Origin of the sequence: Pseudomonas sp. WHRI 8519, assembly GCF_040224055.2 — a bacterium.
GTDB classification, from domain to species: domain Bacteria; phylum Pseudomonadota; class Gammaproteobacteria; order Pseudomonadales; family Pseudomonadaceae; genus Aquipseudomonas; species Aquipseudomonas putida_X.
On the sequence record NZ_CP167996.1, the window covers coordinates 3,088,869 to 3,101,218 of the forward strand.

Annotated in this window: 11 protein-coding genes; 8 read left to right on the top strand and 3 right to left on the bottom strand. The window is 62.1% G+C overall.

Features of this window, described 5'->3' with window-relative positions; genetic code table 11:
* Window positions 1-14: 14 nt before the first annotated feature.
* Both bamA and ABRP30_RS14190 read left to right on the top strand, forming a co-directional pair.
* Window positions 15-2,378, top strand: a complete 2,364-nt coding sequence (gene bamA / locus ABRP30_RS14185; RefSeq protein ID WP_267816290.1) for an outer membrane protein assembly factor BamA — start codon at window positions 15-17, stop codon at window positions 2,376-2,378.
* A 126-nt stretch (window positions 2,379-2,504) separates the two neighbouring features.
* Entirely contained in the window at window positions 2,505-2,912 is a 408-nt protein-coding gene (locus tag ABRP30_RS14190; RefSeq protein ID WP_267816292.1) for a hypothetical protein, read from the top strand.
* Here the strand turns inward: ABRP30_RS14190 and ABRP30_RS14195 are convergent.
* Window positions 2,826-3,305 carry an isochorismatase family protein gene (locus ABRP30_RS14195; protein WP_267816294.1) on the bottom strand — a complete coding sequence of 160 codons (480 nt, stop codon included), beginning with the start codon at window positions 3,303-3,305 and terminating at the stop codon, window positions 2,826-2,828. The two genes, ABRP30_RS14190 and ABRP30_RS14195, sit on opposite strands and share 87 nt — an antisense overlap.
* A gap of 233 nt (window positions 3,306-3,538) precedes the next feature.
* Here ABRP30_RS14195 and ABRP30_RS14200 point away from each other — a divergent pair, with 233 nt between their 5' ends.
* The 5 genes from ABRP30_RS14200 to ABRP30_RS14220 all read left to right on the top strand — a co-directional run bounded on the left by ABRP30_RS14200 (window position 3,539) and on the right by ABRP30_RS14220 (window position 8,975).
* Window positions 3,539-3,937 carry a hypothetical protein gene (locus ABRP30_RS14200; RefSeq protein ID WP_267816296.1) on the top strand — a complete coding sequence of 133 codons (399 nt, stop codon included), beginning with the start codon at window positions 3,539-3,541 and terminating at the stop codon, window positions 3,935-3,937.
* 378 nt (window positions 3,938-4,315) lie between these two features.
* A complete protein-coding gene (locus tag ABRP30_RS14205) occupies window positions 4,316-5,104 on the top strand; it encodes a formate/nitrite transporter family protein (protein ID WP_267816298.1) in 789 nt (262 codons plus the stop codon).
* A gap of 147 nt (window positions 5,105-5,251) precedes the next feature.
* Window positions 5,252-5,779 carry a (2Fe-2S)-binding protein gene (locus ABRP30_RS14210; protein WP_267816300.1) on the top strand — a complete coding sequence of 176 codons (528 nt, stop codon included), beginning with the start codon at window positions 5,252-5,254 and terminating at the stop codon, window positions 5,777-5,779.
* Window positions 5,776-6,777 carry a xanthine dehydrogenase family protein subunit M gene (locus ABRP30_RS14215; protein WP_267816302.1) on the top strand — a complete coding sequence of 334 codons (1,002 nt, stop codon included), beginning with the start codon at window positions 5,776-5,778 and terminating at the stop codon, window positions 6,775-6,777. The genes ABRP30_RS14210 and ABRP30_RS14215 overlap by 4 nt, the downstream gene beginning before the upstream one ends.
* Window positions 6,774-8,975, top strand: a complete 2,202-nt coding sequence (locus tag ABRP30_RS14220; RefSeq protein ID WP_267816305.1) for a xanthine dehydrogenase family protein molybdopterin-binding subunit — start codon at window positions 6,774-6,776, stop codon at window positions 8,973-8,975. Before ABRP30_RS14215 ends, ABRP30_RS14220 begins: the two co-directional genes overlap by 4 nt.
* Before the next feature lie 96 nt (window positions 8,976-9,071).
* Here ABRP30_RS14220 and ABRP30_RS14225 read toward each other — a convergent pair whose 3' ends face one another.
* Together ABRP30_RS14225 and ABRP30_RS14230 are read right to left on the bottom strand one after the other, a co-directional pair.
* Window positions 9,072-10,619 (bottom strand): sensor histidine kinase, encoded by a 1,548-nt coding sequence (locus tag ABRP30_RS14225; protein WP_267816308.1) that lies wholly within the window; start codon window positions 10,617-10,619, stop codon window positions 9,072-9,074.
* 127 nt (window positions 10,620-10,746) lie between these two features.
* Complete coding sequence (locus tag ABRP30_RS14230; protein ID WP_241803604.1) at window positions 10,747-11,271, bottom strand: hypothetical protein; 525 nt, start codon at window positions 11,269-11,271, stop codon at window positions 10,747-10,749.
* Window positions 11,272-11,466: 195 nt separating this feature from the next.
* On the opposite strand from ABRP30_RS14230, the gene ABRP30_RS14235 reads away from it, so the two are divergent.
* Complete coding sequence (locus ABRP30_RS14235; protein ID WP_241803605.1) at window positions 11,467-12,324, top strand: SDR family oxidoreductase; 858 nt, start codon at window positions 11,467-11,469, stop codon at window positions 12,322-12,324.
* Window positions 12,325-12,350 lie beyond the last annotated feature (26 nt).

A 12,350-nucleotide genomic window follows, 5' to 3' on the forward strand; every position in this document is an offset into this window, starting at 1 on the left:
GCCTGGAACCCCCGATGAACTACCCGCGTCTGTTGCTCCCCATCCTGCTGCTACAAGCCTGCGTGGCCCAGGCCGCGCCGTTCAGGATCGCCGACATCAGGGTCAACGGCCTGCAGCGGGTATCCGCCGGCAGCGTTTTCGGTGCCTTGCCCCTGAACGTGGGCGATCAGACCGATGACCGGCGCCTGGTGGAGTCGACCCGGTCGCTGTTCAAGACCGGCTTCTTCCAGGACATTCAGCTGAACCGCGACGGCGATGTCCTGATCATCAACGTGGTCGAGCGCCCGTCGGTGTCGAGCATCGAGATCGAAGGCAACAAGGCGATCAGCACCGAAGACCTGATGAAGGGCCTGAAACAGTCGGGCCTGGCCGAAGGCGAGATCTTCCAGCGTGCCACCCTCGAAGGCGTGCGTAACGAGCTGCAGCGCCAGTACGTGGCCCAGGGCCGCTACTCAGCCGAGGTCGACGCCGAGGTGGTGCCGCAGCCGCGCAACCGGGTTGCCCTGAGGATCAAGATCAACGAAGGCACCGTCGCTGCCATCCAGCACATCAACGTCGTTGGCAACACCGTGTTCGACGATGAAGCGCTGTCGCAGCTGTTCGAGCTCAAGACCACCAACTGGCTGTCGTTCTTCAAGAACGACGACAAGTACGCCCGCGAAAAGCTTTCCGGTGACCTGGAGCGCCTGCGTTCCTACTACCTGGACCGCGGCTACATCAACATGGACATCGCTTCCACCCAGGTGTCGATCACCCCGGACAAGAAACACGTCTATATCACCGTCAACGTCAACGAAGGCGAGAAGTACACCGTTCGTGACGTGAAGCTGTCGGGTGACCTGAAGGTGCCGGAAGACCAGGTCAAGTCGCTGCTGCTGGTGCAGCCGGGCCAGGTGTTCTCGCGCAAGGTGATGACCACCACGTCCGAGCTGATCACCCGCCGCCTGGGTAACGAAGGCTACACGTTCGCCAACGTCAACGGCGTGCCACAGCCCAATGACGAAGACCACACCGTCGACATCATGTTCGTGGTCGACCCGGGCAAGCGTGCCTACGTCAACCGCATCAACTACCGCGGCAACACCAAGACCGAAGACGAAGTGCTGCGCCGCGAAATGCGCCAGATGGAAGGCGGCTGGGCTTCGACCTACCTGATCGACCAGTCCAAGACCCGTCTGGAGCGCCTGGGCTTCTTCAAGGAAGTCAACGTCGAGACCCCGCCAGTGCCGGGTACCGACGATCAGGTCGACGTCAACTACAGCGTCGAAGAGCAGGCGTCCGGCTCGATCACTGCCAGCGTGGGCTTCGCCCAGAGCGCCGGCCTGATCCTGGGCGGTTCGATCAGCCAGACCAACTTCCTCGGTACGGGTAACAAGGTTTCCATCGGTTTGACCCGCTCGGAATACCAGACCAAGTACAACTTCGGCTTCACCAACCCGTACTTCACCGACGATGGCGTAAGCCTGGGCTACAACCTGTTCTACAGCAGCACCGACTACAGCGATTACTACGATGACGGTGTTTCCTACTACGCCATCAACAGCTATGGCGCGGGCGTCAGCCTGGGCTACCCGATCAGCGAAACATCGCGCCTGACCTACGGCCTGACCCTGCAACACGACGACATCTCACCCGGCACCTACAGCGCCGACGAGATCTATGACTTCATCCAGCGCGAGGGCGAAAGCTTCAACAACCTGAAGGCTTCGATCGGCTGGTCCGAGTCGACCTTGAACAAAGGCGTGCTGGCAACCCGAGGCCACTCTCAGAGCCTGACGCTGATGGCCACCACGCCCGGCAGCGATCTGTCGTTCTACAAGCTCGACTACAGCGGCCAGACCTACCTGCCGCTGAGTGACCGCACCACGCTGCGCCTGCATACCAGCCTGGGCTATGGCAATGGGTACGGCTCCACCGAAGGCCTGCCGTTCTATGAGAACTACACAGCCGGTGGCCAGGGCTCGGTGCGCGGCTTCAAGGATGGCTCGCTGGGCCCACGCAATACGCCGGCCACCGGTACTTACGCAAGTGCCGGCCAGGCCTATTACTCCGACCGCGACACCGATGCACTGGGCGGCAACATCCTCATAACCGGCGGCGCCGAGTACATCTTCCCGATGCCCTTCATCAAGGACCAGCGGCAGCTGCGCAGCTCGGTTTTCGTGGACGCTGGGAACGTGTTTTCCGACACCTGCTACCTGTCCACCACCCAGGGTTGCGGCAGCGTGAGCCTGGACCAACTGGCGGTGTCACTGGGCGTCGGGGTGACCTGGTACAGCCCCATGGGGCCGCTGACGTTCAGTCTTGCCACGCCGGTGAAGAAGCCGGAGAACGCCGAGACGCAGATATTCCAGTTCTCGTTGGGGCAGACGTTCTGACTTTGCCAGGAGCGGGGTGGTGCCCTGGGCGCGAGTCTTACACGCTTTTACCCCGGCTTAACCCAAGTTGACAGTCCGTTTGCCTAAGCTGACTCCCCCTAGAACTCGCCTGGCAGGTATCCCTCCATGCTGCAACAACAATTACCCCACGCGTTGCTAGAGCAGGTGCAGCGACGCCTGGCCACGGTGCTCGGCCCAAGCTGCATCGTGACGCTGGCCAGCAGCCAAAACGACCACGGCGTGAACCACTACCATCTGGCGATCCAGCACGAAGGTCATGGTGTGTCCGTGGAAGACAGCGGCATCATCAACCCAGATTTCGCCGACCAGCTGCTTGCCAAGGTCGGCCAGGTAAGCGCCATGCTCGATTCAGAAACATTCAAGCGCATGGCCAGCGCTGATCCATCGCGCCCACTCGTGTGGATCAGCGACCAGCCTGGAGCGTGTTCAGACGCCCCCTTCGGCCAGCACCTGAGCCCGGGTGATGACGTTACCGAAGTGATGCTTCCACAACTCGATGCCCATTTTCCCTGAGCGATCCAGGGAAGACCCCACGGTCAGGTCGGTGATCAACGTCGGCATGAGCCCCGCGTCGAACAGCGCGAAGCCGGCGGCAAGCACACACGTCTCGGTCTGCAACCCGCAGACCAATACCCGTTCCACGCCTAGCGCCCTGATGTACTCGATGGTCTCGGCAGTCTGCCTGTAACCATGCTTGATAAAGACCTTGTCGGCCTCGACCAGGCTCTCGTCTTCTGCTGCCGGGTGCCAGCCCAGTTGCCGCTCGAACGGCGTGACCTGTTCATCGTGCAACTGCACCGAGGCAATGGTCGGGATCATCGCAGACAGCGCACGCACACCATCGACCAGCCACTCGGGCGGGCTGAAGGTGGACTGTACGTCGATGATGAGTAAAACCTGCCGCATGGCTGTCTCCGGGGCGCTGGCAAAGGTACGGAGTATACCGTTGCTGGCGGCCGATGACGCCCTTGGACGAGCACACGGCGTTGCAACCCAGATGACTAAGTTACGGTTTTCCAGAACTTTTTTTTGATTACGGGTCTATGTGAACAGGCAGATGAACGTCGCTGGCTGCCCCTGGGTTTGCCCGCGACGCCATGGCCCAACGTCCCGATGTCCATCAGAGGTTGTCTTCGCTCATGAAATTCCAAGTTCCACGGATAGTGCTGCTCGGCCTCTTCGCGTTCGCGGCAATGGGCTCGGCCTGCGCAACACCGGCGAAAGCACCCGCGCCGCGCGTTGCCACCGAAGCCACCCCTGTTCAGGCGTACAACGAGGCCGCCAACAACCCTTGGCCGAGCCTGGCGAGCATGACAGCCGCCCAACCCGCTGCGCTGCTGGCCCATGATGACCGTTACCGGCGCGACGGCCACTGGCACGACCGCAGAGACGACTGGCGTCGTGACCAATGGCGCCGCGACCAGTGGCGCCGTGAGCAGGCGCGCCGTGAAGCCGAACGCCGCCGCGAGTGGCACCGCCGCCATGAGCGGGCCATGCACCACCGCTATGAAGCCGATCATCACTACTATCGCCGCTGATTTTCACTGCAATCGAAGCCTCGGGGGTTTTCGCGCAGCGTGGCCCCCAGCACTACCTCCTGAGTTTTCTCAACAGCCCAAGCCCCACGTTTTCAACGGTGGCCGGTTCGATGCCGGCACGCGCTGCGAACCCTGACAGGTATCAGGTCAGCGCCCACATCTCCCCCATCATCGAGTGCCTCTATCAAGCCATCCAGTCTATCGATTTGACTGCGTCAAATTGCCTCAGATAACGTGCCCCGCTCCACGAAGTCGATCGAGTTTGTCTGTGTTGCCCTTCTGCTGAATACCTCGCTGACTGCCCTGCGCCCTCTGTTAACCCCCGACCGCGAACATGCCTCATGGCGTGACCGCCGTCCTTGCGTTCGAGTTACTGAAATGTCCGTCAATACCCCCTCCCGCATCACCGAGCTGGTCATCGAAGCCGGCACCCGCAAAGCCCACATGCGCGCCCGTGCCACGCTCATCCTGGGCTTTCTGGCCGGGGCCTTCATTTCAATGGGGTTTCTGCTGGACATCCATGTCAGCGCCATGATCCCTGCGCCCTGGGCCTCGTTGGGCAACTTGCTGGGCGCCGCGGTATTCCCGATCGGGCTGATCCTGGTCATCCTGGCCGGCGGCGAGTTGCTCACCGGCAACATGATGAGCCTGCCCCTGGCGATGTTCGCCCGGCGCATCCGCCTGGTGGACGTTGCGCGCAACTGGGGCCTGGTGACCGTGGCAAACCTGCTGGGCGCGCTGTTCGTGGCCTACTGCTTTGGCCACTTGCTTGGGCTCACTGAAGGTGCCTACCTGAGCAAGACGCTGGCCGCGGCAACCAGCAAGGCCAGCGCCGATTTCCTCCATGCCTTCGTTTCCGGCATCGGCTGCAACTGGCTGGTGTGCCTGGCAGTCTGGCTGGCCTACGCCAGCCGTGAGATGAGCGGCAAGGTGCTTGGTATCTGGTTCCCGATCATGGCCTTCGTCGCCATCGGCTTCCAGCACGTGGTGGCCAACATGTTCCTGATCCCGGCAGCGATCTTCGCCGGTTACCTGAGCTGGGGGCAGCTGGTGCACAACCTGGCGGCAGTCTTCCTTGGCAACGCAGTGGGTGGCGCGATCTTCGTGGGGTTGGCGTACTACCTGTCCTTCGGCGCCTCGGCAGAAGAACAAGCCGTCGCCCGTTGAGCCCGTTTGCCATGGATGGCATAGCCTGCCAGCACGGCGCATGACCGCAAGCCCCGAATAAAACCTGAACGTTTGGCAAAACCTTCCAGTCGCAGGGAATAGACGCACTTGATTGCGCGAATGCATTCCTGACCGTGAGGTTTTCCCATGAGCACCAACTCCCAACAGGGTGTCGATGGGCATCCCATCAGCCTGACACTCAACGGCACACGCACGTCGCTGCACGTCCAACCCTGGACCACCCTGCTCGATCTGCTGCGCGAGCAACTCGACCTGATCGGCAGCAAGAAAGGCTGTGACCATGGCCAGTGCGGCGCCTGCACGGTGCTGCGCGACGGCAAGCGGGTCAATGCCTGCCTGACCCTTGCCGTGATGTGCGACGGCGCCGACCTGGTCACGGTCGAGGGGCTGGCCCAAGGCGAGCAACTGCACCCCATGCAGCGCGCCTTCATTACCCATGACGCCTTCCAGTGCGGCTATTGCACTCCCGGTCAGATCTGTTCTGCCGTCGGGCTGGCCCACGAAGGCCGCGCCGTCACCCGTGAAGACATCCGCGAGCACATGAGCGGCAATCTCTGCCGCTGCGGCGCCTACAGCAATATCATCGCGGCGGTCGAAGAGGCATTGCCGCTGATGCAGGCTGCCGTCGAGCCGCAGGGAGGGCCGAAGCCATGACGCCTTTCAGCTACCACAGGCCATCTTCGGTCAGCGAAGCGGTGAACCTGGCGGACGGCGCCAGCCGTTTCATTGCCGGCGGCACCAACCTGGTCGATCTGATGAAGGAGAACGTGGTCCGCCCGGCGCGCCTGATCGACATCACTGCCCTGGACTTGAAAGGTATCGAGCCCACTGCGAACGGCGGCGTGCTGATCGGCGCGTTGGTCAGCAACGCCGACCTGGCCTGGAATGCCTTGATCGAGCAGCACTACCCGTTGCTGTCCCAGGCGATCCTTGCCGGCGCATCGCCGCAGCTGCGCAACATGGCGACCACCGGGGGCAACTTGCTGCAGCGCACCCGCTGCTATTACTTCTATGACACCGGCACCCCTTGCAACAAACGTGAGCCGGGCAGCGGGTGCCCTGCCCGCTCGGGCCTCAATCGCAGCCACGCCATCCTGGGCGCCAGCGATGCCTGCGTCGCCACCCACCCTTCGGACATGTGTGTGGCACTGGCAGCACTCGATGCGGTGGTCCACGTGCAAGGCCGGGCGGGAACGCGGCAGATACCCTTTGCCGACTTTCACCGTTTGCCGGGCGACACACCACAACACGACAACCACCTCTCAGCCGATGAGCTGATCACCGCGATCGAGTTGCCGCCCCCTGAATTTGCGCAGCACGCCCGCTACCTGAAGATTCGTGACCGTGCCTCCTACGCATTTGCCCTGGTGTCCGTCGCCGCCGCACTGAAGCTTGATGGCGAAGTGATCCAGGACGCCCGGGTGGCCCTGGGAGGCGTGGCGCACAAGCCTTGGCGAGACCGGGCCGTGGAAATGACCCTGCAAGGGCAAAGGGTTTCCGAGGCGCTCTTCGAGCGCGCGGCCCAAGCGTGGCTACAAGCGGCTCAACCGCTGAGCCACAACGCATTCAAAGTGGAACTCGCCAAACGCGCGATCGTCCGTGCGCTCAGTGAAGCCGCGGGGGGCACCAGCATTCAGAGGACAACGCCATGAGCCTGACGACCCACGTGGTGGGCAAACCCCTGGACCGAGTGGATGGCGTGGCCAAGGTGACTGGCACAGCGCGGTATGCCGGTGAGTACCCCGAGGCGGGGCTGCTGCACGCCAGTGTGGTATCGAGCACCATCGCCCGCGGCAGGGTGCGCGCCATCGACACGACCCAGGCAATGCAGTTGCCCGGCGTGGTCGCGGTGCTGCACCACGCCAATCGCCCACGCATTTCCAGCTATGACGACGATTACAGTGATGCCGACTCGGCCGAAGGCTCCCCGTTCCGGCCGCTGTTCAACGACCGTGTGCTGTACAGCGGGCAACCGCTGGCACTGGTGGTCGCCGAGAGCCTTGAACTGGCACGCCATGCCGGCGCCCTGGTGCGCATCGACTACAGCGAAGAGCCGCACCAGACCGACCTGGGCGCGGTGCTCGACCAGACGCACCCGGCACCCGCTGAAACGCCAGAGCCCCGCGGTGATTTCGCTGGGTATTACGCTCAAGCCGCAGTACGGGTCGATGCCACCTACGACACGCCCATCGAGCATCACAACCCGATGGAGCCCCACGCGTCGACCGTTCTCTACAAAGCGGGAGACACCCTGGAAATTCATGACAAGACCCAGGGCACGCAGAACTGTCAGGACTACTTGCATAAGGTGTTCGGCCTGCCCAAACAGAACATCAGGGTGCTCGCCGCTTTTGTCGGCGGTGCCTTCGGCTCCGGGCTGCGGCCGCAATACCAGTTGCCGCTGGCCGTGATGGCAGCCCTGCACCTGAAACGTTCGGTGCGCCTTACCCTCACACGCCAACAGATGTTCACCTTCGGCTACCGCCCCCGTACCCAGCAACGGCTGCGCCTGGGCGCGGCGGCCGATGGCAAGCTGCTGGCGGTTGCCCACGACGCGCTCGGCCAGACCTCGCGCTTCGAAGACTTCACCGAACACCTGGTGGAATGGAGCGGCATGCTCTACCACTGCGACAACGTTGCGCTCAGTTATCGCCTTGCGCCGCTGGATGTCTACACCCCGCTGGACATGCGTGCGCCGGGTGCCGCGTCCGGCGTGCTGGCGTTGGAGTGCGCGATGGATGAGTTGGCATGTGCCGCGAACCTTGACCCCCTCGAACTGCGTCGCCGCAACTTCGCCAGCCACAATGGCAACGACGGCAAACCCTATTCCAGCAAAGAGCTGTTGGCCTGTTATGACCAGGGCGCCGCGCGCTTCGGCTGGGGCAAACGTACTTCAAAGCCACGCAGCATGCGCCAGGGCCAGCAATTGATCGGCTGGGGCGTGGCGGGTGGGGTCTGGGAAGCGTTGCAGATGAAGGCCAGCGCCCGGGCCTGCTTCGACAGCCGCGGGCATTTGACCGTCAGTAGCGCTACCACCGACATAGGCACCGGCACCTATACCGTGATGACCCAGATTGCTGCGGACGCTGCCGGGGTCTTGCCACAGGACGTGACCTTCCTGCTGGGCGACTCCTCACTGCCGCCCGCGCCGTTGCAGGGTGGTTCGTTCACGGTGTCCTCAGTGGGTTCGGCGGTGCAGCAGGCCTGCCAGACCCTGCGCACCAAGGTCCTGGAACTCGCACGGCACAATTTTCCCGAAATAGCTGCAATACCGGTAGAAAATATGACCTTCGCGCAAGGCTACCTGCAAGCGGGGGAACACCGTATCGCCATCGCCAGCATCGCCGCAACGTCCACGGACGGCGAGCTGCAGGTGCAGATCGACGCCGAGCCTGGTGCCGGACGCACGCCGTTCTCGACCGCTACCCATTCGGCCGTCTTCGTCGAGGTACAGGTGGACGAGGCCCTGGGTACGATCAAGGTCACCCGGGTGGTCAGCGCAGTGGCCGCCGGGCGTGTGGTCAACCCGAAAACCGCCCGTAGCCAGATCCTCGGGGGCGTGGTCTGGGGCTTGGGCATGGCGTTGCAGGAAGCGACCCAAACCGATCATCAGCTCGGGCGCATCCTCAACCACAACCTGGCCGAGTACCACATCCCGGTGCACGCCGATATCGCTGATATCGAGGTGATGTTCGTTGACGAGGATGACGACATCGTCAATGAGCTTGGCTCCAAGGGGGTGGGCGAGATCGGTATCGTGGGGGTCGCGGCGGCGGTTGCCAATGCCGTTTACCATGCCACCGGCAAGCGCGTCAGAGCGTTTCCGATAACGCTGGACAAAGTGCTGTAGCAGCAGGCGGGGCTCAGGGGATCGGGCGCCGCCCAGGCGGCGCTCGATTCACGGGTATCAGTGCATTCCAGACATGACGCCGGGCGCGCTTGGCCGTCAAAGTTTGAAGCGAACGTGGATGGTGCTTTTGCCTTTGTAGGCATCGATCGAGATCGCCGAGCTTCCATAGCCTGAGTAACTTCTGACAAGCCGCATTCCAAGGCCCGTCCCGCTCGGTTTGGGATAGGTAGCAGGAAAACCATCACCCTCGTCGGTCACGGTGATCAAGGCGTGATCACCGGCATCGCGGACACTGACTTCGATGGTGCCTTTGCCGTATTTCAGGGCGTTGGTGATCAGTTCTGAAATGACCAGCCCCAGCGGTGCCATCCTCGCCGGCAGCAGGGTGAACGGGTCAGCGTCAAGGACGATCTTGCGATCGGCCAGCGCCCTTCCCAGGTCACCGAGCAAGGCGCTGAGGTAGTCGCAGGCAAGTACCTCCTGATCGGCCGTTTGATAGAGCCGTTCGTGCACGCTGGCAATGGTCAAGACCCGCCCCGCCGCCGTCTCCAGCTGCAGCTTTACCGCGGCATCCGGCGTCAGGTTCGCTTGCAACAGCAGCAGCGTATTGACCAGGTGCAGGCTGTTCTTGACGCGGTGATGGATTTCTTCGAGATGCAGGTCGGTCTTGTTGAGCCTGGAATTCTGAGAATCGATCAGCGACAGCAACTGGGCCTCGTAATAGTGCCGTTCGGTAATGTCTCTGGATACGGCAATGATCTTTTCCAGCTGGCCATCGGCGCCCAGGACCGGGGCGACCGTGACGTCCCACCATTTGAGCACTTGCTGGCCAGTAGGGCAGACCCCTTCGAAGCGGGTCGACTCGCCTCTGGCGACCTTTTGCAAAGCCTCCTGCACGGCCGGGCGCGACTCGTCAGGCCAAAGCTGCAACCATGGCTGGCCTTTGACCTGCGCCAGGTCGTCGATGTGCATCAACGCCAGCCCAGCCTCGTTCATGAACTCGATGTCACCGCTGCTGGACAGCACGTTCACACAGTCCGGGCTGGCGTTGAGCATGCTTTCCGAATAGGGGTCGACCAACTGAGCGTCAGCCCCTGCGGTCAGCCGCTCTACCGCCATGGAGATGACGTTGGAGATACCTTCAAGGAAGACCAGATCGCTTTCAATGAAGTCTTCACCATCGCTACTGTCTGCCTCGAGTACCCCGTAAGGCAGCAATGCGCCCCTGATAGGCACGTTGATGGCACGCTCGATACCGTACTTTTTCAGCAATTCCGGCGTTCTGAAGCGATGTTCCTGGCCCAGATGATTGGAAATCACAGGCCGGTAGGTCTGCATGGCAAACCCGGCAGGGCTGGCCTCGTCGGCGCCCACGGTAGCGTGGCCGATATCGGCCTCATCCCACCCCACCCCATGCGTCAGCAGGAACCGGTCGGTATCGGGAATGGGCATGAGGATCTTGGCGAATCGGGTTTGCATGCCTTTTGCGACCAATGCGCAAGCCTGGTCCAGCAACTCATCCAGGTTGGTGGATTTAAGCGACATGACCGCGTACTCGACCACCAGCTCATGCTGCCTTTGCAGCCGGGCTTGGGATCTCCTGAGGGCGGCACGAATGGTCTCATCAGGGGGCAGCTGCTGCATCAATAGTCATCCAGGGCGCTGAGAAATGCCGTTCTAAGGTTAGCCCCTGCAGAAGCGGCTGTAGGCTACATCGGATCTGGTGTACCACCGCTTATCGCTTTGGTGCAACTCCCAGCAGTGAATCTGATCATGCCAGCTGGATATAAATCGAGTAACTGCCCAGCAACAGCCAGAAACCGAGAAAGAGCCAAGGCGTACGCAGCGAAAAGAGCAGTGACTTACGGTGCCCTGCCCGGGAGGTTTCCGCCTCGCAGAACAGCGGCGATTCATCGTAGGCCAAGCCCATCATGGGCTCACTGAGCAGCAGATTGCTTTGCTTGACCTGCCAGTGATCGATGATGCGATACGCCGCGCGAATGCCTGGCCAGGCATTGAGCGTACTCATCACGCCCAGCAAAGCCAGAAAGGCAGGCACCAGGAGGGTGAACATCTCCCCCCAGCTCTGGTTCAGGTTGCCCATGGACGACACGAAAGCGATGACCAGAAAGGACTGAGCGGCCAGATAGGCATCGGTGCGGTTGGCCAGGATGGTGGTTTCGTACTGGATTTCCCTGCGGTAGAAGTCCAGCCGCTCCTTCGGCGAACCAAACATCCTCGCATTGTGTGCATCAATCTCGTGTTCAGGGGTGGTAGGGGTGATGATTCGCGGCACGTGGCGACTCCTGGCAGTAGCTGAGCCATACCACGGATGGCGGTAGGCGCTTAAGCGGTAGAACCGGGTAGGCAATGAAAATTCAGTCACGAAGCCCCCCCAACCGCCCGTCGGTCCAATGCACGATCGAGCTCAACAAACCCTTGTGGCATCTTTCGAACAGGTATGCGCTTTCCAACTGCAGGAGCTTGCACCATGCGTGACTACCCCACCCCTCCGTTTCCCTCACAACCGCAAAGCGTTCCGGGTTCACAGCGCAAGATGGAGCCCACCCCGGACTGCGGAGAGCACACATACACCGGCAGCGGTCGGCTCACCGGCAAGATAGCGCTGATCACCGGTGCCGACAGCGGGATCGGCCGTGCAGTCGCCATCGCCTACGCCCGCGAAGGCGCTGACATTGCCCTCGCTTATCTCGATGAGCACGACGATGCGCAGGAAACCGCCCAGTGGGTCCAGGCTGCTGGCCGGCGCTGCCTCCTGCTGCCTGGGGACCTGGCCCATAAACAGCACTGCTACGACATCGTTGACAAGACCGTGGAGCAGTTCGGCCGTATCGATATCCTGGTCAATAACGCCGCGTTTCAGATGGCGCACGAAAGCCTCGATGAAATCGACGATGACGAATGGGTCATGACGTTCGACGTGAACATCACGGCCATTTTCCGCATTTGCCAGCGGGCGCTCCCGTCGATGCCCAAAGGCAGCTCGATCATCAACACCAGTTCGGTCAATTCCGATGACCCGTCACCCCAGTTGCTGGCCTATGCCACTACCAAAGGTGCCATCGCCAACTTCACCGCCGGGCTGGCCCAGTTGCTGGGGGACAAAGGGGTGCGGGTCAACAGTGTGGCACCAGGCCCGATCTGGACCCCACTGATCCCTGCCACCATGCCCGATGAGGCGGTGAAGAACTTTGGGTCAGCCTATCCGATGGGCCGGCCGGGCCAACCGGTCGAGGTGGCCCCGGTTTACGTCCTGCTCGGCTCCGATGAGGCCAGCTACATCTCCGGCGCGCGCTATGCCGTGACTGGCGGCAAACCCATTCTTTGATCCCAAGGCCTTGATTCCCAAACCGC